At 72.2% G+C, this 26,517-nt stretch carries 26 protein-coding genes; 17 read left to right on the forward strand and 9 right to left on the reverse strand.

Annotation, left to right across the window (positions count from 1 at the left end; genetic code table 11):
- Window positions 1-36: 36 nt before the first annotated feature.
- On the reverse strand, window positions 37-831 hold the full coding sequence (locus tag ACZ7GX_RS01325; protein ID WP_498771528.1) for an HAD family hydrolase: 795 nt from the start codon (window positions 829-831) through the stop codon (window positions 37-39).
- Between the two features lie 50 nt (window positions 832-881).
- On the opposite strand from ACZ7GX_RS01325, the gene ACZ7GX_RS01330 reads away from it, so the two are divergent.
- Both ACZ7GX_RS01330 and ACZ7GX_RS01335 read left to right on the forward strand, forming a co-directional pair.
- Window positions 882-1,454 carry a TetR/AcrR family transcriptional regulator gene (locus tag ACZ7GX_RS01330; RefSeq protein ID WP_498771530.1) on the forward strand — a complete coding sequence of 191 codons (573 nt, stop codon included), beginning with the start codon at window positions 882-884 and terminating at the stop codon, window positions 1,452-1,454.
- Window positions 1,451-2,365 carry an SDR family oxidoreductase gene (locus ACZ7GX_RS01335; RefSeq protein WP_498771966.1) on the forward strand — a complete coding sequence of 305 codons (915 nt, stop codon included), beginning with the start codon at window positions 1,451-1,453 and terminating at the stop codon, window positions 2,363-2,365. Before ACZ7GX_RS01330 ends, ACZ7GX_RS01335 begins: the two co-directional genes overlap by 4 nt.
- A gap of 25 nt (window positions 2,366-2,390) precedes the next feature.
- On the opposite strand, the gene ACZ7GX_RS01340 is transcribed toward ACZ7GX_RS01335, so the two are convergent.
- The 3 genes from ACZ7GX_RS01340 to ACZ7GX_RS01350 all read right to left on the reverse strand — a co-directional run bounded on the left by ACZ7GX_RS01340 (window position 2,391) and on the right by ACZ7GX_RS01350 (window position 4,843).
- Window positions 2,391-3,047: a response regulator gene (locus tag ACZ7GX_RS01340; protein ID WP_053714464.1), complete on the reverse strand. Its 657-nt coding sequence runs from the start codon at window positions 3,045-3,047 to the stop codon at window positions 2,391-2,393.
- A 30-nt stretch (window positions 3,048-3,077) separates the two neighbouring features.
- Window positions 3,078-4,262: a sensor histidine kinase gene (locus tag ACZ7GX_RS01345; RefSeq protein ID WP_498771532.1), complete on the reverse strand. Its 1,185-nt coding sequence runs from the start codon at window positions 4,260-4,262 to the stop codon at window positions 3,078-3,080.
- Window positions 4,263-4,351: 89 nt separating this feature from the next.
- Entirely contained in the window at window positions 4,352-4,843 is a 492-nt protein-coding gene (locus tag ACZ7GX_RS01350; protein WP_498771534.1) for a hypothetical protein, read from the reverse strand.
- Window positions 4,844-4,929: 86 nt separating this feature from the next.
- Between ACZ7GX_RS01350 and ACZ7GX_RS01355 the strand changes: the two genes are divergently transcribed.
- The 8 genes from ACZ7GX_RS01355 (at window position 4,930) to ACZ7GX_RS01390 (ending at window position 14,416) form a co-directional block, all read left to right on the forward strand.
- Window positions 4,930-6,447 (forward strand): dynamin family protein, encoded by a 1,518-nt coding sequence (locus ACZ7GX_RS01355; protein ID WP_498771536.1) that lies wholly within the window; start codon window positions 4,930-4,932, stop codon window positions 6,445-6,447.
- On the forward strand, window positions 6,444-6,836 hold the full coding sequence (locus tag ACZ7GX_RS01360) for a nucleotide exchange factor GrpE (protein WP_498771538.1): 393 nt from the start codon (window positions 6,444-6,446) through the stop codon (window positions 6,834-6,836). Before ACZ7GX_RS01355 ends, ACZ7GX_RS01360 begins: the two co-directional genes overlap by 4 nt.
- The gene (locus ACZ7GX_RS01365) at window positions 6,833-8,650 is read left to right on the forward strand and encodes a dynamin family protein (RefSeq protein ID WP_498771540.1); all 1,818 of its coding nucleotides are present in this window, start codon (window positions 6,833-6,835) and stop codon (window positions 8,648-8,650) included. The genes ACZ7GX_RS01360 and ACZ7GX_RS01365 overlap by 4 nt, the downstream gene beginning before the upstream one ends.
- A gap of 82 nt (window positions 8,651-8,732) precedes the next feature.
- Window positions 8,733-9,416: a hypothetical protein gene (locus ACZ7GX_RS01370; protein ID WP_498771542.1), complete on the forward strand. Its 684-nt coding sequence runs from the start codon at window positions 8,733-8,735 to the stop codon at window positions 9,414-9,416.
- A gap of 75 nt (window positions 9,417-9,491) precedes the next feature.
- The gene (locus tag ACZ7GX_RS01375) at window positions 9,492-9,962 is read left to right on the forward strand and encodes a GNAT family N-acetyltransferase (protein WP_498771544.1); all 471 of its coding nucleotides are present in this window, start codon (window positions 9,492-9,494) and stop codon (window positions 9,960-9,962) included.
- Window positions 9,959-11,656 (forward strand): DUF2716 domain-containing protein, encoded by a 1,698-nt coding sequence (locus ACZ7GX_RS01380; protein ID WP_498771546.1) that lies wholly within the window; start codon window positions 9,959-9,961, stop codon window positions 11,654-11,656. The genes ACZ7GX_RS01375 and ACZ7GX_RS01380 overlap by 4 nt, the downstream gene beginning before the upstream one ends.
- A 370-nt stretch (window positions 11,657-12,026) precedes the next feature.
- Window positions 12,027-13,838 (forward strand): phosphoenolpyruvate carboxykinase (GTP), encoded by a 1,812-nt coding sequence (locus ACZ7GX_RS01385; protein ID WP_498771548.1) that lies wholly within the window; start codon window positions 12,027-12,029, stop codon window positions 13,836-13,838.
- A gap of 113 nt (window positions 13,839-13,951) precedes the next feature.
- Entirely contained in the window at window positions 13,952-14,416 is a 465-nt protein-coding gene (locus ACZ7GX_RS01390) for a hypothetical protein (RefSeq protein ID WP_498771550.1), read from the forward strand.
- Window positions 14,417-14,486: 70 nt separating this feature from the next.
- Here ACZ7GX_RS01390 and ACZ7GX_RS01395 read toward each other — a convergent pair whose 3' ends face one another.
- Both ACZ7GX_RS01395 and ACZ7GX_RS01400 read right to left on the reverse strand, forming a co-directional pair.
- On the reverse strand, window positions 14,487-15,317 hold the full coding sequence (locus ACZ7GX_RS01395; protein ID WP_498771552.1) for a septum formation family protein: 831 nt from the start codon (window positions 15,315-15,317) through the stop codon (window positions 14,487-14,489).
- Between the two features lie 5 nt (window positions 15,318-15,322).
- Window positions 15,323-16,561, reverse strand: coding sequence for a PA0049 family protein (locus ACZ7GX_RS01400; RefSeq protein ID WP_498771554.1), 1,239 nt, complete (start codon window positions 16,559-16,561; stop codon window positions 15,323-15,325).
- Window positions 16,562-16,763: 202 nt separating this feature from the next.
- Between ACZ7GX_RS01400 and ACZ7GX_RS01405 the strand changes: the two genes are divergently transcribed.
- Genes ACZ7GX_RS01405 through ACZ7GX_RS01420 form a run of 4 tightly spaced genes read left to right on the forward strand, consistent with a single transcriptional unit; the run spans window position 16,764 to window position 19,711 of the window.
- The gene (locus ACZ7GX_RS01405) at window positions 16,764-17,441 is read left to right on the forward strand and encodes a YbaB/EbfC family nucleoid-associated protein (protein WP_498771556.1); all 678 of its coding nucleotides are present in this window, start codon (window positions 16,764-16,766) and stop codon (window positions 17,439-17,441) included.
- 7 nt (window positions 17,442-17,448) lie between these two features.
- Window positions 17,449-17,769, forward strand: a complete 321-nt coding sequence (locus ACZ7GX_RS01410) for an ESX-1 secretion-associated protein (RefSeq protein ID WP_498771559.1) — start codon at window positions 17,449-17,451, stop codon at window positions 17,767-17,769.
- 17 nt (window positions 17,770-17,786) lie between these two features.
- On the forward strand, window positions 17,787-18,908 hold the full coding sequence (locus ACZ7GX_RS01415) for a hypothetical protein (protein WP_498771561.1): 1,122 nt from the start codon (window positions 17,787-17,789) through the stop codon (window positions 18,906-18,908).
- Window positions 18,909-18,910: 2 nt separating this feature from the next.
- Entirely contained in the window at window positions 18,911-19,711 is an 801-nt protein-coding gene (locus tag ACZ7GX_RS01420) for a hypothetical protein (protein ID WP_498771563.1), read from the forward strand.
- A 3-nt stretch (window positions 19,712-19,714) separates the two neighbouring features.
- Here the strand turns inward: ACZ7GX_RS01420 and ACZ7GX_RS01425 are convergent, their stop codons facing one another.
- Entirely contained in the window at window positions 19,715-20,488 is a 774-nt protein-coding gene (locus tag ACZ7GX_RS01425) for a LamB/YcsF family protein (RefSeq protein ID WP_498771565.1), read from the reverse strand.
- Window positions 20,489-20,579: 91 nt separating this feature from the next.
- On the opposite strand from ACZ7GX_RS01425, the gene ACZ7GX_RS01430 reads away from it, so the two are divergent.
- The 3 genes from ACZ7GX_RS01430 (at window position 20,580) to mctP (ending at window position 23,299) form a co-directional block, all read left to right on the forward strand.
- Window positions 20,580-21,281, forward strand: coding sequence for a GntR family transcriptional regulator (locus tag ACZ7GX_RS01430; protein ID WP_498771567.1), 702 nt, complete (start codon window positions 20,580-20,582; stop codon window positions 21,279-21,281).
- Between the two features lie 117 nt (window positions 21,282-21,398).
- Entirely contained in the window at window positions 21,399-21,665 is a 267-nt protein-coding gene (locus ACZ7GX_RS01435) for a DUF3311 domain-containing protein (RefSeq protein ID WP_498771569.1), read from the forward strand.
- The gene (mctP, locus tag ACZ7GX_RS01440; RefSeq protein ID WP_498771571.1) at window positions 21,665-23,299 is read left to right on the forward strand and encodes a monocarboxylate uptake permease MctP; all 1,635 of its coding nucleotides are present in this window, start codon (window positions 21,665-21,667) and stop codon (window positions 23,297-23,299) included. Before ACZ7GX_RS01435 ends, mctP begins: the two co-directional genes overlap by 1 nt.
- A gap of 37 nt (window positions 23,300-23,336) precedes the next feature.
- Here mctP and ACZ7GX_RS01445 read toward each other — a convergent pair whose 3' ends face one another.
- Both ACZ7GX_RS01445 and ACZ7GX_RS01450 read right to left on the reverse strand, forming a co-directional pair.
- Window positions 23,337-24,239 carry an ROK family protein gene (locus ACZ7GX_RS01445; protein WP_498771573.1) on the reverse strand — a complete coding sequence of 301 codons (903 nt, stop codon included), beginning with the start codon at window positions 24,237-24,239 and terminating at the stop codon, window positions 23,337-23,339.
- Window positions 24,240-24,297: 58 nt separating this feature from the next.
- On the reverse strand, window positions 24,298-26,478 hold the full coding sequence (locus ACZ7GX_RS01450) for a hypothetical protein (protein ID WP_498771575.1): 2,181 nt from the start codon (window positions 26,476-26,478) through the stop codon (window positions 24,298-24,300).
- Between the last annotated feature and the right edge of the window lie 39 nt (window positions 26,479-26,517).

Consider the following 26,517-nt stretch of genomic DNA (forward strand, 5'->3'; position numbering starts at 1 on the left):
GCGACCAACCGGGCCCGGTCGCGGCGTCGGACACCACTAGGCGGCGAAGTACCGGTCCAGCACGGCCGCCGCGCCGTCGTCGAGGATCGTGCCGGTGACCGCGTCCGCGACCTCCCGGACGGCGACCGGCGCCTGTCCCATCGCGACGCCGTGCGCGGCCCACCGCAGCATCTCCACGTCGTTGGAGCCGTCGCCGATGGCCAGCGTGTCCTCCTCGGACACGCCGAGCTTGGCCCGCAGGTCCTCCAGCGCCGCGCCCTTGGTCACGCCGGGAGGCGACAGCGTCAGCCACGGCTCGTTGTGGTCGCACGACGCCGTCACGCCGGGCAGCTCGACGTCGAGCATCCGCAGCGCCAGCTCCTCCGGCGTGCGGCCGACCCAGCGCATGACCAGCCGGGACGTCGCCGTCGCCGCCAGCTCCCCGTAGGACACCTCGCGCACCTCGCCCCACAGGTCGCCGTCCGGGAACCGGCCGAACGCGAGGTTCCCCACCCCGGTCAGCTCGACCGCGAACACCGAGTCGGGCAGCAGGGCCCGCAGGCGCTCGACCGACGGCCCGGGGTCGAGCTCGACCTTCCGGATCACCTCGCGGGTGCTCGTGTCCCACCAGACGGCGCCGTTGGAGCAGATCGCGGTGGTGTCGCGCAGGCCTAGGTCGTCGATGATCGGCCGGGTGCCGACGAGGCTGCGGCCGGTGGAGAGGACGACGTGCGCGCCGTGGTCCACGGCCCGGCCGATGGCCGCGCGCACGGCCGGTGCGACGTCCTCGCGGCCCACGGGGGTGATCGTGCCGTCGATGTCCAGGGCGATGAGGCGTGGTCTCCAGGTCACTGGTGTCACCCTACTGGGCGACCATTAATGAACCGTGGTTCAATAATGCCGTGGCACGACCGAAGACGATCACGGACGAACGGCTGCTGGCCGCCGCGGCGGAGGTGATCGGCCGCAAGGGGCCGGGGTTCACCATCGCCGACGTGGCCGAGCGGGCGGGCGTCTCGGTGGGCACGGTGGCCGGCCGGTTCGGCTCGAAGAGCGGCCTGCTCCAGGCCCTGACCAGGCAGACCATGGACGAGAACGTGCGGCGGATGCACGCGGCGGCGGCCGCGGCGCAGGACCCGGCGGACGGGCTGCGGGCGGCGCTGCTGACCTGGTTCGAGGACGTGGTGGACCCGGCCGAGGCGCAGCACCACCTGGCCCAGCTCGGTGTCGACCTGATCGACCCGCAGCTGCGGGCGCTGCTCGCCGAGCTGTACGCGGCGACCGAGCGGACCGTGGTGGAACTCACCCGACCGGTGGATCTTCCGCACGGCCCGTCGCCGGAACGCGCGGCGCGGGTGCTCACCGGGTTGCTCTACGGCGTGTCGATGGACTGGTCCGTCCGACCGCGCGGCGAGCTGGCCGACCGGCTGGCGCAGGACGTGGACGCGGTGCTGGACGCGTGGAAGGGGAGATGATGTCGGCGTTGGAGGGCAAGGTCGCGGCGGTCACCGGGGCGACGCGGGGCGCCGGACGTGCCATCGCGGTGGAGCTGGGTGCGGCCGGTGCGACGGTGTTCGTCGGCGGGCGGTCGACGCGCGGGCACAAGTCGCCGATCGGCCGGGACGAGACGATCGAGGAGACGGCGGAGCTCGTCACGGCGGCGGGCGGGCGCGGCGTCCCGGTGCGGTGCGACTTCACCGCGCCCGCGGACGTGGACGCGTTCCGGGCCCGCATCGAGTCCGAAGTGGACGGGCAGCTGGACGTCCTGGTCGACGACGTGTGGGGCGGCGAGGCGGACACCGAGTTCAAGGTGTTCTGGGAGCAGGACCTCGACCGCCAGCTGCGGATGTGGCGCAACAGCATGGAGGCGCACTTCGTCACGCTGCACCGCCTGCTGCCGCTGCTGGTCCGCCGGCCGGGCGGGTTGCTGGTCGAGGTGACCGACGGCGACAGCGACGACTTCTACAGCGAGTCGCTCGCGTACGACTCGGTGAAGGTCGCGATCCGGCGGATCGGCACGGTGATGGCGAAGGAGCTGGCGGCGTTCGGCGGCACGTCGGTCGCCGTCACGCCCGGTTTCCTGCGGTCGGAGCAGATGCTGGAGCACTTCGGCGTGACCGAGGCGAACTGGCGTGACGCGATCGCGAAGGAGCCGCACTACGCGATGTCGGAGACGCCGCACTACGTGGGCCGAGGCGTGGCGGCGCTGGCCGCCGACCCGGACCGCCACCGCTTCACCGGCAAGGCGCTCGCCTCGTGGACGCTCATGCGGGAGTACGGCTTCACCGACCTGGACGGCTCGCAGCCGGACTGGGGCCGCTGGTACGAGGAGGTCTTCAAGGCGGGCGTCGACCCGACGACGGCGGACGCGTCGAAGTACCGGTGAGCCTCGCGGGACGCGTCCGGCCCGGTCAGACGTCGCCGGGTCGGACGAGTCCCGTCTCGTAGGCCAGCACCACGGCCTGCACGCGGTCGCGCAGTTCGAGCTTCGCCAGGATGCGCCCCACGTGCGTCTTCACCGTGGCCTCGGACAGGAACAGCTTCCGCGCGATCTCGGTGTTCGACAGCCCCTTGGCGATCAGCACGAGCACCTCGCGCTCCCGCTCGGTCAGCGCCTCCAGCACCGCCGCGTCGCGCAGCTCGCCGCCGCCCTCGCCGAGGAACCGGCTCAGCAGCCGCTTGGTCACCGAGGGCGACACCACCGCGTCGCCGCTGGCCACCGCGCGCAGCGCCGACACCAGGTCACCCGGCGGCGTGTCCTTGAGCAGGAACCCGGACGCGCCGTTGCGCAGCGCCGACAACGCGTACTCGTCCAGGTCGAACGTGGTCATCACGAGCACCTTCGCGGTGCCCGCCTCGGCGATCCGCTTGGTCGCCTCGACCCCGTCGAGCACGGGCATGCGCACGTCCATCAGCACCACGTCCGGCCGCAGCCGTTCGGCCAGCTGCACGGCGTCGAGCCCGTTGGCCGCCTCGCCGACCACGTCGACGTCCTCTTGCGCGCCGAGCACCATCCGGAAGCCCATGCGCATGAGCTCCTGGTCGTCCACGAGCAGTACCCGGATCACGAAGTCACCTTTCCCAGCCGGCACGGCACCCTACGACGGGACCAGCGGCAGCACGGCGCGGACCCGCCACCCGCCGCCCGGGTTGGGACCCGCCTCCAGCGTGCCGCCGAGCACGCCGGCGCGCTCGCGCATCCCGATCAGCCCGTTGCCCCCGGACACCGCCACCAGGTCGTGCGGCGTGCCGAACCCGTCGTCGGCCACCTCCACCTCCACCCGATCTCCCGCCTGGGTGACGCGGACGACCGCCGAGGCGCCCGCGCCCGCGTGCTTCAACGTGTTCGTCAACGCCTCCTGCACGATCCGGTAGACGCCGAGCCCCAGGCCCGCGGGCAGCGCGGAGAGGTCGCCGAGCGTCTCCAGCCGGACGGGCAGCCCGGCGGCCCGGCAGTTCTCGGCCAGCTCGTGCAGGTCGCCCGCGTCGGGCTGCGGCACCCACTGCGTGCCGGACTGGTCCTCCGACCGCAGCACGCCCAGCAGCCGCCGCAGCTCGGTCAACGCCTGCCGCCCGGTGTCGGCGATGGTCCGCACGGCGGCCTCGGCCAGGTCCGGGTTCGACCTGATCGCGTAGCTCGCGCCGTCGGCCTGCACCACCATCACGCTCACCGCGTGCGCGACCACGTCGTGCAGCTCGCGCGCGATCCGGGACCGCTCCTCGCCGACCGCGATCCGCGCCTGCTGGTCGCGCTCGGTCTCCAGCAGCTTGAGCCGCTGCTCCAGCTCCCGGTTGTAGGCCCGGCGGGCGCCGACGAACTCCCCCATCGCCCAGCTGAAGCCGAACACCACCGCGATCACGAACACCATGAACGCGGCCTCGACGCCCGCACCCATGGGCCACAACGCCCACACGAACGTGCCGACGGCCAGCCAGATCGCGTACAGCAGGCCCTGCCGCCTGCCGACGTACGCGACGATCGTGTACAGCGCGATCGCCAGCGAGAAGTCGGCGAACCGGACCGGCAGCCCCGTGTCGAGGTCGCCGTGGGTGAGCAGCTGGATCGCCCCGCCGAACAGGATCACGTAGGACGAGCCGAGCGGGTACTGCCGGCGGAACACCACCGGCACGATCATCATCGCGCCGACGAACAGCAGCGTGGAGCCCGCCACGGCCGCTTGGTTCGCGGCCAGCACGCCGAGCTCGAACACGAGCAGCAACCCGGCCATCAGGGAGTCCCCGAAGACCGGGTGCGCTCGCATCCACAGGCTCAGCCGCCGCACGTGACCAGGTTAGGTAGGGGTCGCGACGCCGCGCGTCGCGCCACGGGTTGACCGCGCCTAGTCCTCCAGGCGGATGAAACCCCGGGGTCCTACCTGGTGGTCTTGATCTGCGTGGGGTCGATCTGCGTGGGATCGAGCCGGGCCTCGACCCGCGGCGCGGGCGCGCCGTGCACGGGCTCGACGCGCGTCTGCGGCGGCACGGACCGCTGCTGCTCGTACTGGCGGTGCTCCTCGGACATCTCGTCGGCCAGCTGCTGCTGGAGCTGCCGGTCGCGGATGCGGCCGAGGATCATCATCGTCACCGCGTGCACCAGCGCCAGGACCAGGAGCATGACGCCGAGCTTCACCACGACGTCCTTGACCGGGTCGCCGGTGTCGACCGAGATGATCGACACGATGGCGAGCAGCCCGAGCACCACGAGGTGGAACAGCACGGTCGCCAGCCGGGTCATGGACCTGGCCGCTTCCGGGTCGCCGTACGCCCGGCTCATGTAGCCCTTGCCGCTGCGGTAGATGAGTTGGCCGTCGATCATCACCAGCACCACCCCGAGCAGCAGGAACACCGCATATCCCTGTTCCATGGGTGACCTCCCTCGTCGGTCGCGGAAATACCCCGGTCGCCCCGTTCGCAAACCGCGCGCCACCCGCACGTGGCACGATCTCCGGCGTGACGACGCAGGCCAAGCAGCTCGCCGGTCCGCTCTCGGCGGCGGTCGCGAACCTCTGCGTCGGCCTGCGCCCCCAGGTCTCGCCCGCGACCGCGGCGGGGTTGGGCGAGGTGCTGCGGCGGTTGTCCGCGCCGTTGCAGGTGGCCGTCGCGGGCCGGATCAAGTCCGGCAAGTCGACCTTGGTCAACGCGCTGATCGGGCGCCGGGTCGCGCCGACGGACGTCGGCGAGTGCACCCGGCTGGTGACCCGCTTCCAGTACGGCACGGTGGACCGGATCGAGGTGGTCTTCGCCGACGGCCGCAAGCAGGTGCTGCCGTTCGAGGCGAACGGCTCGATCCCGCCCGACCTGGGCGTCGACGTCGAGCGGGTGTCGCACATCGAGGCCTACCTCACCAACGCGGTGCTGCGGGACCTGACCGTGATCGACACACCCGGCCTCGGCTCGCTCGACGCGGCGTCCGTGGCGCGCACCGAGGCGTTGCTCGGCGGCGAGCTCGACCCGGTGTCGCGCAACGCGGTGGCCGGCGCGGAGGCGGTGTTGTACGTGGTCACGCAGGGCGTGCGGGCGGACGACCAGCAGGCGCTCGCCGCGTTCACCGCCGCGACCGCGAGCCGCGAGGCGGGACCGGTCAACGCGATCGCGGTGCTGAACAAGGCCGACACGATCGCCGCCGAGACCGTGGAGGGCGCGAACGGCGACACGTGGCAGGCGGCCGTGCTGCTCGCCGAGCGGCAGGCGCTCACCCTCAAGCCGCGCGTCGCCGACGTGCTGCCGGTGATCGGCCTGGTCGCCGAGTCCACCGAGACCGGCGGCTTCACCTCGGCCGACGCGGACGCGCTGCGCCGGCTGGCCGAGCTGGACGACGCGACCCGCGAGACCATGCTGATCTCGGCCGACCTGTTCGTGAGCTGGGAGTGCGACGTGCCGGTCGGCACCCGCACCCGGCTGCTGGAGAAGCTCGACCTCTACGGCGTCGGCAAGGCGCTCGAGGCCATCGACGCGGAGCCGGGCATCACCGCGGGCGCGCTGCGCCGCAAGCTCCTCGACGCCTCCGGGCTGGACGGCGTGCGGGCCAAGCTCAACGCGGTGTTCCGGTCCCGCGCCGACGGCATCAAGGCCGCCGCCGCGCTGGCGTCGGTGACCTCGCTGGCCGCCGCCTCCGGCGACCCGAACGAGCGGCAGCGCGTGCACGACGCGATCGAGGTGCTGCTGGCCAAGCCCGAGGCGCACCAGCTGCGGCTGCTGGAGGCGTTGACGCTGGTCGCGTCCGGCGCCGTGGCGATGCCGAACGACCTGGTGGAAGAGGTGCTGCGGTTCGGCAGCTCGCCGGACCTCGCCGAGCAGCTCGGCCTGCGCGGCCGACCGCCGCAGGAGCTCATCGCCTACGCCCTGGAACGGGCGGGCTGGTGGCGCTCCTTCGCGTCGTTCGGGGCCACGCCGGCGCAGAGCCGGGTGGCGCACGTGGTGCACCGGGCGTATTTCCTGATCTGGCAACAACTGCGGGGACGGCGATGAGCGGAACGGAACAGGGCGGCACGGCGTCCGACCACGCTGTGGAGACGCACCCGGGAGCGGCGACGCTGGAGACGACCATCGCCGACGAGCTGCTGGACCAGGCGTTGGCCGAACGGCGCGCCCTCGTGCAGCTGTGCCTGTACGCGCTGGACCGCGCCCGCAGCGCCGGGGTGGTGGAACGGCTCGAAGAGGGCCTGGCGGCGATCGGCGTGACCCCGTTGCGGCCCGACGGCGAGCGGTTCGACCCGTCGCGGCACGAGGCGGGCGGCACCGTGCCGACGAACGACGCGTCGTTGGACGGCGTGGTGGCCGAGACCGAGGTGGTCGGCTTCGCCGATCGGGGCCGGACGCTGCGTGCGCCCGTCGTCACCGTCTACACCGCGCGATGAGCAGCCTGCCGCAGGTCGTCCGGCAGACCAGGGAGAAGCTGACCAACCTGGTCCGCGCGCTCGACCCGTCGGCCGCGTCGTTCGTGGAGGCGCGGCGGGCGGGCCCGGCGTCGGTCGTGGTCGTCGGCGAGACGAACCGGGGCAAGAGCTCGCTGGTGAACGCCCTGCTGGCGACGCCGAACCTGTCACCGGTGGACGCCGAGGTGGCCACCGCGACCTACCTGGTGTTCCGGCACGGCGAGGAGTGGTCGGCCCGCGCCTGCTACGCCGGGTCGATGTCGCCGGTGCCGTTCGAGCGGTCGGAGATCGTGAACTGGGTGTCGGCGGCGCACGAGCTGCCGGAGGGCATGCTGCCGCCGCGGTACGTCGAGGTCGAGGCGCCCATCCCGCTGCTGGAACGCCTCTCCGTGGTGGACACGCCGGGTGTCGGCGGGCTCGACTCCGTGCACGGCGAGCTGGCCGCCGAAGCCGCCGCGACCGCGACCGCGCTGCTGTTCGTGGTCGACGCCTCGGCCCCGTTCACGCGCGGTGAGCTGGACTTCCTGCGCACGGTCGGCGAACGCGTCGAGACCGTGGTGTTCGCGTTGACCAAGGTCGACCAGTACCGGGGCTGGCGGCAGGTGCTGGAGGCCGACCAGGCGCTGCTGGCCGAGCACGCGCCGAGGTTCCGCGGCGCGGTGTTCCACCCGGTGTCGTCGCGGATGTTCGAGCTGGCGGCCAAGGCCCCGAACCCGGACGCGGGTGCGATGCTGCGCGAGCGGTCCGGGATCGGCGCGTTGCAGGAGGCGTTGCAGGAGCTGGTGGTCGGCCGGGCGGCGATGCTCGGCGAGGCCAACGGGCTGCGCGCGCTGGCCACCGTGCTGGACGAGCTGATCGCGCGCAACGAGGCGGACAAGCGCGCGCTGTCGTCCGGCGAGGAGGAAGCGGAGACGCTGCGCGGGCGGCGCGACGAGCTGAACGCGCAACGCCGTTCGTCGACGCGCAGCTGGCAGGTGCGGCTGCGCGGCGAGGTGCAGCGGGCGCGGGTCGAGGGTGCGCACGAGGTCAGCCGCCAGATGCGGGACGTGCAGACGTGGTTCCGCACGGCCATCGACTCGGCCGACCGCGAGCGGCTGGCGGCGTTGCCGCAGGAGGTCGACACGGCGTTGCAGGTGGTGTCGGGTCGGATCAGCGCCGGGTTGGGCGTGCGGCTGTCCCGGGTCGCCGACGCGGCGTTGGCCGACCTGTTCTCGGCCGAGGAGCTGGCCGTGATCCGGGGTCAGTTCGCGCGCGGCGCGACGCCGCCGGTCGTGCTGCGGCCACCGGAGAAGCGCGCGCCGACCGCCGAGGACAAGCTGCTGGTGTTCATGGGCGTGTCCGGCGGGTTGGGCGCGGGCCGGCTGGCCGCGTTGCCGCTGGCCGGGCTCGGGGTGGCGGCGCTGAACCCGATCGTGCTGCCGGTGACCATCGCGCTGGGGCTCGGCGCGGGCTGGTGGATGGCCCGGACCAGGAAGCACTCGGCCGACAAGCAGCACCTCAAGCAGTGGCTGTCGGACGCCATCGCGGACGCCCGGTCCACTGTGGACCAGCTGGTGGCCGAGCAGCTGATCGAGGCCGAGCAGCAGCTGTCGCTGGCGTTGGACGACGCGCTGGGCAAGCGGGTCGACGCGATCGAGGCGGAGCTGCGCGAGGTCGACAAGGCGCTGCGCATGGAGGCCGGCGAGCGCGCCAAGGCCTTGCAGACCGTGACGCGCCGGCTGGCCGAGCTGACCGCCGGCCGGACCAAGGCCGACGAGCTGCTGGCCCGCATCCGAGCCGTCCGCGACCGGGTGTGACCTCTGTCGGACCTTCCCCAGCGGAACCGAACAGGCATAGCGTGAGTCCAACCCGTACAGGAACGCAGGAGGGTGGGACACGGTGTACATCGACGAGACAGGCGCGGCTGACGGCGAGCTGAAGGTCACCGTCGGTGACGAGGAGTACACCGCCGAGGCGACCTACGACCTCGACCAGGACGGTGTCGAGGAGAGCGCGGTCGTGGAGACCGACGACGGTGGGCACCTCGCGTTCAGCGACACCGACGGCGACGGCGACGCCGACCTGATGAGCTCCTTCGACGCGGACGGCGAGCTCACCGCCCAGGCCGAGTTCGACGAGGACTCCGGCGAGTGGGTCGCCGTCGACCCGTCGGACGACCGGACCGAGCAGACCAACACGAACGCCGGCAAGGCCATCGTGGTCGACATGGAGGGCGGCGCCGACCAGAACGTCGGGCCGGCCACCGAGGACACCGACGGCGACGGCCGCGCCGACACCGCGGTGGTGAAGGACGAGGACGGCGACACCTGGCTCTTCACCGACGCCGACGGCGACGGCAGCGCCGACCTGGCCACCGAGATCACCCAGGACGGCGAGGTCACGGTGTCCCGGCACACCGGCGACGAGGAGTGGACCGAGGTCGAGCACGGCCGCATCGGCGAGGACGGCAAGTACACGCCGGACAGCGACGAGGCCTGGTCGGACGGCTCGGAGGACAAGGTCACCGTGTCGGGCGTGGTCCGCATCGACTCCGTCACCGGCCAGTGGATCAGCCCGAACTGACCGCTCCCGGATCGGGGCGGGCCCGACCGGCGAATTCGAGTGCGGGGGTCGTGGGCCTGTCGCGATGATGGCCGCATGGTCATCCGCCCGCTGACGACCGACGACATCGGCGCCGTCGTGGAGTTCTCGCTGCGCTCGTGGGCCCCGGTGTTCGCGTCGTTCCGCGCCGCGCTGGGCGGTCCGATCTACGCCGCGCTGTTCCCGGACTGGGAGTCGACGCAGGCCCGGGCCGTCGAGGACGTCTGCCGGGACGGCGCGACGACCGTGTGGGTGGCCGACCGGCAGGACCGCGCCGTCGGGTTCGTCGCGATCCGGGTGGCGGACGGCGAGATCCACATGCTGGCCGTCGACCCGGACCACCAGCGGCAGGGCATCGGGTCCGCCTTGACCGACTTCGCCGTCGAACGCCTCCGCGAAGCGGGCGTCACGCCGGCCGTCGTCGGCACGGGCGGCGACCCCGGCCACGCCCCGGCGCGCCGCACCTACGAACGCGCGGGCTTCACCGCGTTCCCCCAGGTCCAGTACTACAAGCGGCTCGACGGATGACCGAGCACCTCCGGGCTCCGGACGGCACCCCGCTCGCCTACCGCGACTTCGGCGCCGGCCGTCCGCTGGTCCTGTTCGCCGGCGGCTCGGACGACACCGCCGACCTGTGGCTGCCGCACGTCGACCCCCTCGTCGCCCGAGGCCACCGGGTGGTCCTGGTCGACGTGCCGGACGGGGCGCCGACCGCCGCCGGGCTCGCCCTGCTCGACCACCTGGCCACCGACGACCTCGCCGGCTACGACCTCGGCGGTCACGGCGTCGGCGCGCTGCTGGTGGTGCGGATGGTCCTCGCCGGCGCGACGCCGGACCGCGTGATCGTGGCCGGCCTGGGCGCCGACGCCGCGTCCCGGGAAGAGCTCGGCCGGGTCCGCGCGTCGACGCTCGTCCTCACGACGCCCGGCCCGGACGGCCCGGTGGCGGGCGGCCTGAACCTCACCGTGCCGGACTTCGCCTCACCCCAGGTCGTCGCCGCGATCAGCGGTTTCCTCGACGCCACCCCGGTCCGCCCACGCCCGCCGCGGCGCACGACCCGACCCGCCGACGACGCGTGGCCGCGCCGACCGTGGAGCACGCCGATCGGCGCGGTGGTCGAGCAGGACGGTCCGGTCACCCGCGTCCACTACGGCACGCACGGCACGGTCGAGCACCCCGACCTGCCCGGGGTCGACCTCGCCGCCCTCGTCGATCGGCAACTGCGCCACTTCGCCGAGCGCGGCGAGCCGGTCGAGTGGAAGACCTACGCGCACGAGGCGCCCGACCTCCCCTCGCACCTGCTCGCGGCCGGCTTCACGCCGGGCTGGGAGCGTGCCGTCCTGGTCGCGCACGAGATCACCGCCTCGCCGAGCCGTGACGTGCGCGAACCGCGGGCCGAAGACCTGCCGCAGGTGCGACGGCTGGCCCGGGGCCGCCACCGCACGCCGTTCGCCGACCTCGAGGTCGACGGCCCGGCCCGGCACTTCGACGCGAACGTCCAGGTCGTGCTCGAACGCGGCCGGGTCGTGGGCGCGGGGTGGGCGGAGCCCGCGGGAGGTGGCGCCGTGGTGATCGGTGGGCTCACCGGCCCGTGGCCGCAGGTGGTGGCCGAGTGGTCGCGGTGGGCCGGGCCGGGGTCGACGTTCTTCGCCGAAGCGGACGGCGAGCTGCGCGCCGTGCTGCTGGAGGCGGGCTTCCGCGAGGTCGCCACCGCCCGCTCCTACCACTGGACCCCGCCGCGCCCGCCCGCCGCGACACGTCCGGTCGCCGTGCTGTTCGACCAGGCGGTGCACGACGAGGTCTGGCGCCTGGTCGACCGCCTGCTCGACTTCCGGCCGAGCACGAGGGCCTTTCCCGGCATCACGGAACCACCCGGTTCGGTGACGTGGCACCTGAACGTCGACGAGGACGGCCTGGACGAACTGCAGAGCGTGATCGTCGCCGGGCTGCGGGAGGCCGGGGACGAGGAGTTGTACTGGCTCGACTGGCAGCACGTCGGCTACCGGTTCGAGCCGGACCGCGTCGGCCGACCGGGGCAACCGCCGTGGCCCGGCCACGCGTACCCGGACGGCGACTACTTCCTGTACGTCACCCGCGATCTCCGCCTCGGCACGTTCGGGCACCCCTGGGAACACACGCTGTGCGTGTTCGGTGAATCCCTTGTGGCGCAAGTGGAAGAGCCGTTGATCGCGTTGCTCGGGCCGCCCGTCCGCCGTTCCTGAAACGGTCGAGAAATCCGGGCATTTCGGAGCAGCAATTTTTGCGCCCAACTGTGAGAGCGCTCTCATAGCGTTACTGTTCAGACACCTGAACGTGTGGCGATCGACGCACCGGGCCGGTCTTGCATTCCGCCGACTAAAGCCCAGGTCACAGCCGGATTTGTGGTGATCGGGTGCTGAATCGATTCCAGAATCGGTTTTGTGAGCCAGCCGACAGGTCAGATGTGCGTTACCCGCGATTAACCCGGCTAACCTCCGTCTATCCCCTTAAACGGCACGCCCTCCACCGGGCGGGCGGAGCCATTCGCGAGGACGTCCCACCCGGACAACGGCGTCCACCGTGGGCTGGCGCTCAGCTAGGAGACGAGACGAGATGACGGCAGTGACCATTCCCGGTCTCGACCACGCACCGACCAACCACGCGCGCCTGGTGTCCTGGGTGCGCGAGGTCGCAGAGCTGACCTGCCCCGATGAAGTGGTGTGGGCCGACGGCTCCCAGGACGAGTGGAACCGGCTCACCGCCAAGCTCGTGGCCGCGGGCACCTTCGTTCCGCTGAAGAAGAAACCCAACTCGTTCTGGGCGGCGTCGGATCCCACCGATGTGGCGCGGGTCGAGGAGCGCACCTTCATCTGTTCGGTGGACCCGCAGGACGCGGGCCCCACGAACAACTGGATGGACCCCGCCGAGATGAAGGCGACGATGACCGAGCTGTACCGCGGCAGCATGCGCGGTCGGACGATGTACGTGATCCCGTTCTGCATGGGCCCGCTCGACGCCGAGAAGCCGATGCTGGGCGTGGAGATCACCGACTCGGAGTACGTCGTCGTCTCGATGCACATCATGACCCGCATGGGTGCGAAGGCGCTCGCGCGATTCGGCGAGGACGCCGACTTCGTCCAGGCGCTGCACTCGATCGGCGCGCCGTTGGAGCCGGGCCAGGCCGACGTCCCGTGGCCGTGCAACGACACGAAGTACATCACGCAGTTCCCCGAAGAGCGGATGATCTGGTCGTTCGGCTCGGGTTACGGCGGCAACGCGCTGCTGGGCAAGAAGTGCTACTCGCTGCGCATCGCCTCGGTGATGGCGCGCGACGAGGGCTGGCTGGCCGAGCACATGCTGATCCTCAAGCTCACGTCGCCGGAGCGGAAGTCCTACTACATCGCGGCGGCCTTCCCCAGCGCCTGCGGCAAGACCAACCTCGCCATGCTGGAGCCGACCATCCCGGGCTGGAAGGTCGAGACCCTCGGCGACGACATCGCGTGGATGCGCTTCGGCGAGGACGGCCGGCTGTACGCGGTGAACCCGGAGAACGGCTTCTTCGGCGTCGCGCCCGGCACCGACTACCACACCAACCCCAACGCGATGCGCACCATCGAGAAGGGGAACTCGCTGTTCACGAACGTCGCGCTGACCGACGACGGCGACGTGTGGTGGGAGGGCATGGGCGAGCCGCCCGCGCACCTGACCTCGTGGAAGAAGCAGGACTGGACGCCCGGCGGCGAGGAGCTGTCGTCGCACCCGAACTCCCGTTACTGCACGCCGATCGCCCAGTGCGACATCAAGGCGCCCGAGTGGGAGGACCCGAAGGGCGTGCCCATCTCGGCGATCTTCTTCGGCGGTCGCCGCGCCACCACGGTCCCGCTGATCACCGAGTCGCGCGACTGGCAGCACGGCGTGTTCATGGGCGCCACCCTGTCCAGCGAGACGACCGCGGCGGCCGTCGGCAAGACCGGCGTCGTGCGGCGCGACCCGATGGCGATGCTGCCGTTCATCGGCTACCACGCGGGTGACTACTTCCAGCACTGGATCGACACCGGCAAGTCGGCCGACGCGGACAAGCTGCCGAAGATCTTCTACGTGAACTGGTTCCGCCGCGGCGAGGACAAGCGGTTCCTGTGGCCCGGGTTCGGCGAGAACTCGCGGGTGCTGAAGTGGGCCGTCGAGCGCATCGAGGGCAGGGCCGCCGCGGTCGAGACGCCGATCGGGCACGTGCCGACCGCCGACGCGCTGGACCTGGACGGGCTGGGCGCGCCGCGCGAGGACGTCGAGGCCGCGCTGGACTTCGACGCCGACGAGTGGCGCGCCGAGATCCCGATGATCGAGGAGTGGTTCGCCAAGATCGGCGAGAAGGTGCCGACCTCGCTGCGCGACGAGCTGGAGGCGCTGAAGCTCCGGCTCGGCTGAGCCTCTCCCACCCGAGACCCCTCGGCGTGAGACCCGGTGGCCAACGGCGTCCACCGGGTCTCTTTTTGGTTGCTCCGGGTGATTTTCGGCTCGTCCGGAGGTACCAAGGAGGAGTGACCCAGCAGGACGATTTCCTGGGCGGACTGCACTACGACCGCCTGCCGGAGGCGGAGGTCGGGCCGGCTCCGGGCGTCGTGCGGTATCACCCGGCCGGGGTGGCCGCGAAGCGCGAGCGCACGCGGGTGTCGGCGTGGTGGCACGTGGCCGGCTTCGTGCTCGGCGCCCTCGCCGCCGCGGTCGGCGCCTTCGCGTGGGGCCACGCGCTGGACCAGTTCGACGAGGTGCGGCTGCGCGGGCTGGTGGCGTTGGGACTCGCGGGACTGCTGGTGGGTCTGGTGTCGTTGGGGAAGCTGTCCCCAGCCGCGCCGCTGGCCGCCGGACTGGCCGCGTTGACCGCCTCGGTGCTGTTCGAACTGGGCGCGTACCCCTTCTTGCCCGTGCTCAGGCCGGTGTTCGAGAGCGGCGCGCCGGTTCTGGTGGGCGTGCTGCTGGTGGTGCTGTCCTGGTGCCGGCGCTAGTTGTCCACAGGTTGTGGATGGAACTGTGCACAGCCTGTGGGTCAGTGGGGACAGGTGGGGACGACCGGGGTCAGCCGGGCAGGGCGTTCTTCCCCAGGCCCCACAGCCGGCCGGTGAACGGGCGCGTCGCCTCGGCGTAGCAGACCACCGACGTGTAGCCCTCGGACCACGCCTGGCTGCCGAACGACCGCCAGGACGCGAAGACGTCCTCCCGCGCCGCGCCGACGTAGTTCGTCACGGCCCTCGCGCAGTGCTCGGCCGCCTTGGCGTTCACCTGGTCGAGGGACGGCGTCGGGTCTTGGGGATTACCCAGCGCGAGCACGCCCGGCACGGCTTCCGCCTTGTGCGGCTGGTCGCAGGCGGTGATCCCGGCGTCCTTCGCCTCGCCCGGTGACGCGGTCGCGCACAGCTGCACCGTGCCGAACCCGGCCGCCTTGAGGAGGTCCTTGGCGCTGGTCTTGCGCCGCACGCGCGTGCCGTCGGGCTTGAGCTCGACCACCGTGCACACGCGCCAGCGGTCGCCCTTCGCCCAGCCGTCGCGGCTCGGCCACAGGGCGTGGGCCTGCAAGCGGGTGGCATCGTGGTCGGGGCTGCCGAGGTACGCGGTGAGCGCGGCGCGGCACGCGGGCAGGGCGGCCCGGCGCAGGTCGCGGTCGTTCGGGTACTCGGCACCGAGGCCGTCCAGGAGGCCGACCTCGGTCACCTCGGCCTCGTGCTGGGCCTTGCAGTCGAGCACTTCGAGGCCGGTGTCCGTGCACTGACCGGCTTTCGGCAGCTGGTCGGCGGTCGGCGTGAGGGAGGGGCGGACGACCTCGCCGTCCGGCAGGCCCTCCACCGGCGCCGTGCAGGCGGCGAGCGACAGCGCGGCCAGTGCCGCGACCGCCGCCCGCCAGCCCTTCACAGGGGTCAGATTACTGACACCAGCGCCACCACCTGGTCGGCGATCGCCCGGCGGTCGCGCTCGAACGCCGCGTCGGTCAGCGCGGCCGGGTCGGCGGGCTGGCCGAGCACGGGGGTGTGCAGGTGACCGCCCGCGACCGCGGTGGCGTTCAAGCCCAGCCGCAGCCGGTTGGCCCGGTACATCGACTCGTTGGACAGGTAGTCGCCGCCGCTGCCCTCGGCCGCCGCCGCGCCGGGCGTCGGCTCGTCGGAGCGGCAGTCCGCCGTGCCCGTGCCGGGTGCGGGGACCGTCCCCAGCGGCCACTCGCAGAAGGACCGGTTGTAGTACACGGGGAACGGCGTGGTCCCGGCGTCGATCATGCGCTGGTGCGGCAGCGTGGTCTCGATGAACTCGTGCGCCGGCTGCGGCCACCCCGCCGCGTCCGGCACCACACCGGGTGCCGACACGTTGTCGTTGTCCGGGTAGATGCCCCGGAACCGCCCGGCCCACCGCTCGACGTCGAACTGCCCGTCGCGGCCCTGGCTGATCGTGACCAGGGCGTCGGCCCGGGAACCGAGCGCGGCGCCGTAGAACCGCTCCACGACCCCCTGGTCGAACGCGCCCCACAGCACCGGCAGCACGGCGGCCTCGACCACCACCGGCCCGGACGGCGTGCTGATCACCTTCCCGTCCAGCTGCAACGCCGACGCGCCCGACGGGTTGCTGCGGCGCACGGACGTCCCGAAGAGCTGGAACGGGTCGAACCCGGTCACCGCGATCCGCCGGACGCCGGCGCCGAACCGCACGTGCTCCACGCCCCGGGAGGTGCGGTCGAACGCCTCGACCAGCCTCGCCCGCCCGGCCGCGTCGAGCCGCCAGTCCCGCGGCTGCCACTGCCGCAGCGCCTTGGTCGCGAGCAGCCGCGCCCAGTACAGCGGCCGGTCGTCGTAGGAGTCCAAGGCCTGGGCCGACTGCGCCCGCCCCACCGCGGCCTGCCACAGCTGCGTCCCGCCGGCGAGCGCGTGGTACATGACCTGCGAGTAGGAGATCGGCTCGCACAGCCGGGCGGTGAAGCGGCTGACGTCGTCCTCGAAGCCGGCGAGACGCACCAGCTCGGGGCCGACCTCGGGCCCCGTCGGCGTGAGGCGGTCGTCCAACCGCTGCTCTTCGACGGTGATGGGCGCGTTCGGGTCGAAGCACGGCGCGGGTTGGGCGTGCGCGACGCCGGGGACGGAGAGGAGGGACAGACCGAGTGTGAGTGTCATCACTGCCTGGAGTCGTCTGATCACCCGCGCGATGCTGCCCAACCACGACCGGGTCAAGGAACCCGCCGAACGGCCCGCTGGGTTGAACGGAGAGTCTTTTCACCCGTTCGGGCACAAAGCTGGTCATCCGCTTGCCACTATGAGTCCCGCTCACCGGCGCCGTGCGTGCCGCCGCAGTCGAAAGCTCCCCGGAGGTCCTGTCGTGTCGGCCGAGTTCGACCAGCTCGTCGCCCAGTTCGAACAGTTCCAGTCCAAGCTGCACCGGGTCGACCAGCAGGTCGCCGGCATCGACCAGATGCAGCAGGAACTCGCCGCGATGGAGGTGGTGGCCACCTCGCCCGACCGCGCGGTGACCGTCGTGGCCGGCCCGTCCGGCGCGATCAAGGACATCCGGCTGTCGGACACCGCCATGCGCCGACCGCCGCACGCGCTGGCCGGCGCGATCATGGCGACGCTGCGCCAAGCCGTCGCCGAGGCCGCACGTCGCCAGGCGGGCATCGTGGAGAACGCGCTCGGCGACGACCTGCACCTCACCGACCAGGTGCTGGAGACGCAGGCCCAGCTGTTCGGCGTCACGCCGCAGGAGCTGCGCACCATGACCGAACAGGCCCCGCCGCCGCAGGCGCCGCTGCCCGCCGCACCGCCCTACGCCGCACCGCCGCCGCCCATGGCGGGCCCGGGACCGAACCGGATGCCGCCGCCCGGGCCGGCCGCCCGCCCGGCCCCGCCGCGCCGGCCGACGCCACCCGAGGAACCGGACGACTTCTCGCAGCGTCGGTTCCTGCGCGACGACGACCAGCCGCCGCCCCCGCCCCGCTCGGGGCCCGCGCAGAACCAGGACGGCCGTTTCTTGAACCTCTTCGACGACGAGGACCGGTGAGCACGCGATGAGTGGCTTCGACGTCAACCCCCAGGAGCTGCGGGCGTTCGCCGGCAAGCTCGACGGCCACCGCGGCACGGCGTCCGAGATCGCGGGCCTCGTCGCCAAGGCGGACGTGGGCGACAAGTCGTGGGGCGTGGTCGGCCTGTTCGTCAAGGACGACTACACCCGGATGCTCGGCGACCTCAACGACCTGTTCCAGGCCCTGCAGGACGGCTTGCAGTCCGGCGCGGACAAGTTCAACGGCGCGGCTCAGGACTACGACGCGCAGGAAGAAGCCGTCAAGCAGCTGCTGAACGGCCTGCAAGTCGAGCTCGACAACCAGTAGGGGCGGGGGAATCCGGGATGGCTGAAGTAAAGACCGAGGCCGGCGGCGTCGAGATCACCGTCGGCGAGAAGGACACCAGCCAGAAGATGGCGGAGGCCGCCCCCTTCTACGGCAACTACCTCAAGATCAAGGAAGCGGCGGGCAAGGCGGAGGAGAAGGGCGGCGCCGAGGTCACCGGCCTGATGTCCGAGGGCTCCGCGCTCATCGGCTCGCTCGGCACCTCCGCCCTGGGCATCGCGACCGACCCGATCGGCTGGTTGGTCGGGCAGGGGCTGAACTTCCTGATCAGCGTGGTGCAGCCGCTGGAGGACGCGATCCACTTCGTCAGCGGCGACGGTCCCGCGCTGGCGCAGGCGGCGGAGAACTTCAGCGCCATCGGCGAGGGCGTGGCCAAGCTGCGCGAGCAGTTCGACCAGGACCTGCAGAGCTCGGTGACGAGCTGGGGCGGCCCCGCGTCGGAGGTGGCCAGCACCAAGCTGGGCGAGTTCGCCAACGGCATCGACGGCGTCGCGGGCCAGGCCGGTGAGCTGGCGCAGATGCTCCAGACCTCCAGCATGATCATGACGATCGTCGAGGACTTCATCAAGGCGATCCTCACCGAGCTGATCACCTGGCTGGTCATGATCTGGATCCCCGCGCTGGCGGCGGCGGTGCCGAGCTTCGGCGCGTCGACCGCGGCGGCGGGCGCCGCGACGGGCGTGCGGGTGGCGACGACCGGCAGCAAGGTGGCCCGGATCGTGGCCAAGCTGAAGCAGTTCCTGACCAAGATCCTCGACTTCCTGCGCAACCTGGCCAAGCGGGTCGGCAACGTGAAGACCGCCTTCCAGCGCTCCATGGCCAACAAGCACGCCGGCAGCCTGGCCGCGGACGCCCTCAAGGCGGGCGGCGACAAGTCGGCGCTGGTCAAGCTGTGGAGCAAGGACGGCATGCTCGGCGAGCGGTTGCAGGAGGGCTTCGGCAAGTCGATGGTGGGCGCGGTGACCGACGCGGCGGCTTCCCAGCTGGGCATCGGCACGGGCGCGAACGCCGGCATCGACAAGCCCCTGCGCAACCAGTCCGCCCAGGAGAAGGCGGACCAGTACGCGGGCATCGGCGAGGACCAGTCCAAGCAGCAGACCACGGGATACCTGGACATCTGATCATGGAACTGCTCTACGTCGTCGCCGCCCTGGTGGTGCTCTTCGCCCTGCTGCGCTGGTTCCAGTCGCGCGGCGCCCGGAAGGAGGACCAGGCCCAGGCCGACGCCCTGGCCGTGCTCGCGAACGGCCTCGGCGGCCGGGTGGCCGACCCCGCGGACGTCCGCGCGTGGTCGGCCGACCTCCTGCCACCGATGAAGAGCTCCACCGACGGCGTCGCCGGCCGGCTGGGCACGGTCCGCGCACCCCGCTTCGAGACCGCGCTGGACTTCCGGCGCGGCAACTGGGCCGTGCGCGTCGGCGAGGCGTCGATGGAGAAGGCCAACTCGACCAGCTCCGCCACGGCTCACGAGCACCGGATCGAGGTGGCCACCGCGATCGTGCCGCCGATGAAGATCGGCCGCCGGGTCCTCGTGGACTTCCTGGGCCGGCCGCTGGCCCCGGACCGCGCCCAGGCCGCCGGACCGGCCGCCGAGGCGCCGGTGACCGTGGTGCGGGAGCAGCGCCAGTGGCTGCCCGCCGGCCTGCCGGAACCGCTGGGCCGGGAGTTCACCGTGTTCACCTCGGACCCGTCCGCCGCCACCCGCGCGTTCACCCCCCAGGTCGTCGAGTGGATGCTCGGCCAGGCGGGCGCCAACCCGTTCGTGAGCGCGATGCCCCTCCTGCTGACCTTCGAAGCGGGTCTCGTCTTCACCACCTCGCCCCAGCGGATCGACCCGGACCAGGTCCTGGCCAAGGTCGACGCGATCCTGGGCCTGCTCGACCGGATGGGCATCGCCCCGGCCCACCCGCCCGTCACGGCCTGAGGATCACGCGCTCAACCGGTCCAACCCGCCGGAGAACGGGCCCAGCACCACACCCGCGTCGGTCAACGCCGACCGCACCGCCCGCGCGACCGCCACCGCGCCGGGGCTGTCGCCGTGCACGCAGATCGAGTCCACCGGCATCCGCAGCACCTGCCCGTCCACCGCACGCACCCGCCCCTCGGTCGCCAGCACGACGCACCGCGCCGCGATCGCGCCCACGTCGTGCAGCACGGCGCCGGGCCGCCGCCGGTCCACCAGTGTGCCGAGCGCCGTGTAGGCCCGGTCCGCGAACGCCTCGTAGCGGACCGGCAGCCCGGCCACCTCCGCCCGCTTCAACCACACCGCGCCCGGCAGCCCGAGCACCGGCAGCGCCGGGTCGAACGCGCGCACCGCGTCCACCACCGCGTCGGCCTGCGCCTCGTGCGCGACCAGCGCGTTGTAGAGCGCGCCGTGCGGCTTGACGTACCCCACCCGCGTCCCCGCCGAACGGGCACACGCGTCCAGCCCGCCCAACTGGTAGAGCACCTCGGCGGTCAGGGTCTCCGGCGCCACGTCGACGAACCGCCTGCCGAAGCCGTTCAGGTCCCGGTACCCGACGTGCGCGCCCACCGCCACGCCCCGCGCCGCCGCCAGCTCGCACGTCCGCCGCATCGTCTCCGGATCACCGGCGTGGAAGCCGCAGGCGACGTTCGCGCTGGTCACGACGTCGAGCAGGGCCCGGTCGTCACCCAGGGCCCAGCGGCCGAAGCCCTCGCCCAGGTCCGCGTTGAGGTCCATGAACCCTCCCCTCACCTGTCGTTCAATGTAGGGATTGTTCAACGATCCTTCAATACTCCATTTGACTTGTGGGGCACTAGACTCGGTCACCATGACCACAGCTCAGGCGGACGGGTGGCTGACCGCCCTCGCGAAGGACCGCGGCGACCTCGACCGCTCCAGCACCGCCGAGCGCGTGGCGGACAAGCTGCGCACCAGGGTGCTCGACGGCGACATCAAGCCCGGGCAGCAGCTCAACGAGAAGGCCCTCGGCGAAGCCCTCCGCGTCTCCCGCAACACGCTGCGCGAGGCGTTCCGCCTGCTCACCCACGAACGCCTGCTCGTGCACGAGTACAGCAAGGGCGTGTTCGTCCGCCGCCCCGACGTGCCCGACATCGTGGACCTCTACGCCGCGCGCCGGGTCATCGAGTGCGGCGCGGTCCGCCGCTGGCCGCACGTGGCGGAGGACGCGAGGCGGGCCGTCCGCGACGCCGTCGCCCTCGGCTCGACCTTCCGCGACCAGGGCGACTGGACCGGCGTCGGCACCGCGAACGTCAAGTTCCACCAGGCCATCACCGCGCTGGCCGGCAGCGCCCGGCTGGACGAGGAGATGGAGCGGCTGCTGGCCGAGGTGCGGCTCGCGTTCCACGTGATGGGCGACCCCGAGGAGTTCCACCGCGACTACCTGCCGTTGAACCAGTCCATCGTGGACCGCCTCGACGCGGGCGAGGTTCGGCAGGCCGAAGAAGCGCTGCTCACCTACTTCGACCGCGCCGAGAAGCACTTGGTCACCGGGCTGCGCGCGGAGCGGTAGTTGGTCACGATCCAGCTACTTCATGAGTCGGTAATGCACCCGACATGGTGACTACTGTCCCTCCTCCGACCTACCATGCGCGACACCGCGTCACCGGGCCGCCGTACGGAGGGGCACATGCCGTCTGCTCGAAAATCCAGCCTCCGCTGGAGCAACTGGAACCTGTTGTTGGTGGTCCCGCTGCTCATGCTCGTCACGCCCTGGTTCAACTTCGATGAGCCGAGGGTGCTCGGGCTGCCGTTCTTCTACTGGTACCAGTTCGCCTGGGTCCCGGTCGGCGTGCTCTGCGTGGGCTTGGTCTACGTCAAGACCAAGGACGAACCCGTCGTCAAGGGCAAGCCGGACCGGCTGGGCGTGGACGACCTGGACGAGGGGGCCAAGTAATGCAGTGGACCGAGTTGGTGGTGTTCAGCGCGCTGTTCCTGCTGGTCACCGTCCTGGGCTTCGTCGCGGCCAGGTGGAAGGCGGGCGACACCCTCGATCACCTGGACGAGTGGGGCCTGGGCGGTCGCAAGTTCGGCTCGTGGATCACCTGGTTCCTGGTCGGCGGTGACCTGTACACGGCTTACACGTTCGTGGCCGTGCCCGCGCTGGTCTTCGGCGCCGGCGCCATGGGCTTCTTCGCGCTGCCGTACACGGTGATCCTGTACCCGATCGTGTTCCTGCCGCTGGTCCGCATGTGGTCGGTGTCCCGCGTGCACGGCTACGTGACGCCGGCCGACTTCGTCCGCGGCCGGTACGGCTCGCACTGGCTCGCGCTGCTGGTCGCCATCACCGGCATCGTGGCCACCATGCCGTACATCGCGCTGCAGCTCGTCGGCCTGGAGGCCGTGCTGCGCACGATGGGCCTCAACGGCTCCGGCATCCTCGGCCACCTGCCGCTGTTCATCGCGTTCGTGATCCTCGCGCTCTACACCTACCAGTCGGGCCTGCGCGCGCCCGCGCTGATCGCGTTCGTCAAGGACACGTTGATCTACATCGTGATCCTGGTCGCGGTGATCTACCTGCCGTCGAAGTTCGGCGGCTGGGGCGCGATCTTCGACACCGCGCAGGCGAAGTACGCCGCGACCGAGAGCAAGGCCGACGGGATCGTCCTGACCGGCACCAACCAGCTCCAGTACGCCACGCTGGCGCTGGGGTCGGCGCTGGCGCTGTTCCTGTACCCGCACTCGCTGACCGGCATCCTGGCCTCGCGCGGCCGCAACGTGATCAAGCGCAACATGGTCGCGCTGCCCGCGTACTCGCTGCTGCTGGGCCTGCTGGCGATGCTCGGCTTCGTCGCCATCTCCGCGGGCGCCAAGCCGATCACCAACCAGGCCACCGGCCGCCCGGACACCAACACGATCATCCCGGTGCTGTTCGGCCAGGAGTTCCCGAGCTGGTTCGCGGGCGTGGCGTTCGCGGCCATCGCGATCGGCGCACTGGTGCCCGCGGCGATCATGTCGATCGCGGCGGCGAACCTGTGGACGCGCAACATCTACAAGGAGTACCTGAAGAAGGACGCCTCGCCGGCGCAGGAGGCCAAGCAGGCCAAGCTGGCGTCGCTGGTGGTGAAGTTCGGCGCGGTCGCGTTCATCGTGTTCATCGACCCGCAGTTCTCCATCGACCTGCAGCTCATCGGCGGTGTGATGATCCTGCAGACGCTGCCGGCCGTGGCGATCGCGCTCTACACGCGGTGGTTCCACGTGTGGGGCCTCATCGCGGGCTGGGTCGTCGGCATGGGCTGGGGCATGTGGCTGCTGTACAACATCGGCAACCCGGCCGTCGGCAAGTCGCACTTCGCCGGTTCCGCGCTGCCGCTGGGCCAGCTGTCGCTGTTCGGCTGGCACCCGTTCGCCGGGTCGGTCGTGCAGATCTACGTCGGCGCGCTCGCCGTCGTGGCGAACCTGCTGGTCGCCGTCATCGTCACGCTGATCGCCAAGAAGGCCCGGTGGTTCAACGGGACCGACGAGACGCAGGGCGACGACTACCACGTGGACGAGGACAGCGACCGGGTCAAGCCCATCGCCGTCCACTAGCCGGCTCGGTGACCGGCGAAGGACGCCGGTCACCGCACTAGCCGAGCACCAACCTCGCCGCGCCGACGAGTCCCGCCTGGCCACCGAGCCGGGCGGGCTCGACGCGCAGGGAGTCCAGGTAGGACAGTCCACAGTGGTCGGCGACGGCCCGGCGGATCGGGTCGAACAGCAGGTCACCGGCCTGCGCCACGCCGCCGCCGACCACGGCGAGGTCCAGGTCGACCACCGCGGCCGTGGCCGCGATCGCCAGCCCGACCGCCCGCCCGGCCCGCTCGAACGCGGCCTTCGGGATCTCCTCGCCCGCGCCGGCGGCCGCCGCCAGGTGCGCCGCGTCCGCCTCGTCCGGCGCCGCCCAGCCCTGCCGGCGCGCCCAGGCCACCATCCGCGGCCCACCGGCCACCGTCTCCGCGCACCCGCGCCCACCGCACGTGCACGGCTCGCCGTCCGGCTCGACCACCACGTGCCCGATGTGCCCGGCGTTCCCCGTGCGCCCGCCGAACGCCCGGCCACCGAGCACCAGCCCACCGCCGACACCCGTGCTCACCACGAGCCCGAGCATGAACCGGCTGTCCCGGCCCGCGCCGAGCCAGTGCTCGCCGAGCGCCATGCACGGCCCGTCGCCCGCGAGCTCCACCGGCACACCGGGCAGCAACGCGGACACGCGGTCGCGCAACGGGAAACCACGCCACCCTCGCACGTTGATGGGGCTGACCGTCCCCTCGTCGGCGTCCACGGGCCCGGCCGACGCGATGCCGACCCCCGCCACGCCCTCGCCCCGCAGGACCTCCTCGACCACGGACGCCACCGCGCCCCAGGTCTCCTCCGCCGCGCCGAGGGGCGTCGCCACCCGGACCGCCCGCCGCACCGCGCCATCCCGGTCCACCAGCGCACCGGCGATCTTCGTGCCGCCGACGTCCAGTGCCAGCACCAGATCCGTCACGGCCGCCACCCTAGGTCACGCCGTCGACCGGCCAGGCCACGTACGCGAATGAGCGGGGTCAGCGCTTCAGCAGCCGGGTCACGCCCGCCGCCACCGTCGTGGCCAGCACCCACCCCGTCACGATCAGCCCGGACGCGATCCACTGCGACAGGCCCGGCGGGTTCCACCGGTTCTTGTTGCCGAAGTCGACGATCGGCACCACCAGGTCGATGGTGTACAGCCACGCGTTCCACGACAGCTCGTCGTCGGCGTTGATCTCCTCCAGCTCCGGCCCGGTGGCGAACCAGATGCTGCCCAGCAGCCACGCCACCACCAGCCAGGCCAGCGCGCGGGCCGGGCGGTAGCCGTAGCCGACCATCGCGCGCTGCAGCCAGCTCCACAGCAGCACGAGCGGTCGCAGCCGGCGGCGGCCCTCGGCGACCGCCCGGTACCGCAGCCGCTGCTTCTCCACCAGCACGGTGGCCGCGTGCTCGTCGTTGCCGCCCGCGCGCAGCATCTCGGCGAACTGGTCGTACGGACCCGGCCGGTACGTGCGCCGCATCGCCTGCCGCAGCCAGCGCAGCCGCCGGTCGACCTCGCCGTCGTCACGCAGGTCGATCGGGTGCCGCAGCGAGTCGTAGCGGAACTCCTCCAGGTCGATCCGCCCGGTCGCGCCCCAGAAGACCTCGTTGTCGTCCAACACCGTGCAGCGCACCTGCCGCAGCGTCACGTCGCCGCGCGGCGGGCTGATCGGCGTCAGCTCCAGCTCCTGCACCGCCATCCCGAGCAGGTTCAACGCGTGCGCGTCGAGCTTGTCGCCCAGCACGGCGCCCGCGAACGTGGCCATCCGGCCCACCTGCGCCCGCCTGGCCCGCACGCCGCCGTGCGCGACGAACTCCTTCGCACCACGCGCGCAGATGAGGTCGCGCCCGATGATCGCGCCGCCGACGTCGAGCGACGGCTTGCCCGCCGGCTGGTGCCGGTACCGGCCCGGCTGGGTGATCCGGCTGCCGCGCAGGTCGAGGTTCGCGCCGACGTGCACCGCGCGCAGCTCCAACCCGCCGGCCACCTCGACCTCGCGCGCGGCGAAGTTGCTGCCGATGCGCGACCGGTTGCCCAGCACGGCGTCCGCCCTCGGGTTGTCCAAGGTGGACCCGTCGAGGATGAGGCTGCCCTTGGCCTGGAGGTCGACCATGCGCAGCTGGCCGCGCACGGTCGCCTGGCGGCCGATGATGTCACCGCCGACCGTCGTGCCGTCCAGGTGCAGCGCGCGCCCGAACCCCGTGGGCTCCGCGGTGTCCGTGGCCAACGCGCGACCGTAGCCGGTCGGCTCGCTGTCCGCCTCGCCCATCGCGTCGAACTCGCCGCCGGACAGCGACAGCGTGCCGCCGAGCGAGGCGTTGACCATGCGCACGGTGCCGGCGCTGCGGAAGCCCCGGTCCAGCTGCACGTCGCCGTCCACCGCGATGCGGTCGAACACGAGCGTGGCGTTCGGGTCGGAGTGCGGGTCCAGCGCGTCGTCGTCGGCCCGGCCCTCGGCGGCGGTCGAGCCGCGCAGCGTCAGCGCCGAGTCGACCCGCGCGCCCGCGAGCAGCACGGTGCCGCGCAACGTGCAGCCGTTCATCAGCAGGTTGCCGCCCACGTGCAGCCCCGTGCCGTTGACCGAGTGGCCGAGCGGGTTGGTCAGCCGCCCGCCGCTGAAGTTGCAGTACCCGCCGACGTGCGCGCCCGCCATCCGCAGCTCGCCGGTCACCCGCACCCGCTGCGCCAGCAGGCCGCCGGCGACCTTCAACCGGTCGGCGTGCAGGGCGATCCCGTCGGGCAGGACCAGGGCGCTGTCCCGCAACGACAGCGAACCGGCCACGTCCGCGTCGACCAGGTCGACCAGGCCCTCGACCGTGCTGCCGGCCAGCGAGACCTCGTTGGCGCTGCTCAGGTTCCGCGCCGAGAGGCCGGGCAGCCAGCAGTCGGCGAACTCGATGCCGGCCAGCTTGCCCTGCCGCAGGTCCGGCGGTTCCTCGAACCGGCACCGCACGAACTCCAGCAGGTACGGGAACTCCACCGCGCGCAGGTCCAGCGCGCCGGTCAGGAACTTGTCCGCCACCCGCACCACCGGCGGCATCCCGGCCCGCCGCCGGGGTAACCGCCACGTGCCGTCCGGCTCGCCGACGCCGCGCAGCACCTCGGCGGCGGCCAGCCGGGCGGAGCGGGGCGGGCTGGGGTCGAACACGTCCAGCCCGCGCGCCCCCGACTCAGCCATGGGAAAGCACAATAGGGGCACCGACCGACACCCGTGGCG

The sequence above is a fragment of the Actinosynnema sp. NPDC037264 genome (assembly GCF_055603705.1).

What these genes read in the sequence shown, in the direction of transcription:
- ACZ7GX_RS01335 (WP_498771966.1), top strand. Translation starts at nt 1,451, where the DNA reads ATGATGTCGGCGTTGGAGGGCAAGGTCGCGGCGGTCACCGGGGCGACG.
- ACZ7GX_RS01350 (WP_498771534.1), bottom strand. Translation starts at nt 4,843, where the DNA reads ATGGAACAGGGATATGCGGTGTTCCTGCTGCTCGGGGTGGTGCTGGTG.
- ACZ7GX_RS01360 (WP_498771538.1), top strand. Translation starts at nt 6,444, where the DNA reads ATGAGCGGAACGGAACAGGGCGGCACGGCGTCCGACCACGCTGTGGAG.
- ACZ7GX_RS01365 (WP_498771540.1), top strand. Translation starts at nt 6,833, where the DNA reads ATGAGCAGCCTGCCGCAGGTCGTCCGGCAGACCAGGGAGAAGCTGACC.
- ACZ7GX_RS01375 (WP_498771544.1), top strand. Translation starts at nt 9,492, where the DNA reads ATGGTCATCCGCCCGCTGACGACCGACGACATCGGCGCCGTCGTGGAG.
- ACZ7GX_RS01380 (WP_498771546.1), top strand. Translation starts at nt 9,959, where the DNA reads ATGACCGAGCACCTCCGGGCTCCGGACGGCACCCCGCTCGCCTACCGC.
- ACZ7GX_RS01385 (WP_498771548.1), top strand. Translation starts at nt 12,027, where the DNA reads ATGACGGCAGTGACCATTCCCGGTCTCGACCACGCACCGACCAACCAC.
- ACZ7GX_RS01400 (WP_498771554.1), bottom strand. Translation starts at nt 16,561, where the DNA reads ATGACACTCACACTCGGTCTGTCCCTCCTCTCCGTCCCCGGCGTCGCG.
- ACZ7GX_RS01410 (WP_498771559.1), top strand. Translation starts at nt 17,449, where the DNA reads ATGAGTGGCTTCGACGTCAACCCCCAGGAGCTGCGGGCGTTCGCCGGC.
- ACZ7GX_RS01415 (WP_498771561.1), top strand. Translation starts at nt 17,787, where the DNA reads ATGGCTGAAGTAAAGACCGAGGCCGGCGGCGTCGAGATCACCGTCGGC.
- ACZ7GX_RS01420 (WP_498771563.1), top strand. Translation starts at nt 18,911, where the DNA reads ATGGAACTGCTCTACGTCGTCGCCGCCCTGGTGGTGCTCTTCGCCCTG.
- ACZ7GX_RS01425 (WP_498771565.1), bottom strand. Translation starts at nt 20,488, where the DNA reads ATGGACCTCAACGCGGACCTGGGCGAGGGCTTCGGCCGCTGGGCCCTG.
- ACZ7GX_RS01430 (WP_498771567.1), top strand. Translation starts at nt 20,580, where the DNA reads ATGACCACAGCTCAGGCGGACGGGTGGCTGACCGCCCTCGCGAAGGAC.
- ACZ7GX_RS01435 (WP_498771569.1), top strand. Translation starts at nt 21,399, where the DNA reads ATGCCGTCTGCTCGAAAATCCAGCCTCCGCTGGAGCAACTGGAACCTG.
- mctP (WP_498771571.1), top strand. Translation starts at nt 21,665, where the DNA reads ATGCAGTGGACCGAGTTGGTGGTGTTCAGCGCGCTGTTCCTGCTGGTC.
- ACZ7GX_RS01450 (WP_498771575.1), bottom strand. Translation starts at nt 26,478, where the DNA reads ATGGCTGAGTCGGGGGCGCGCGGGCTGGACGTGTTCGACCCCAGCCCG.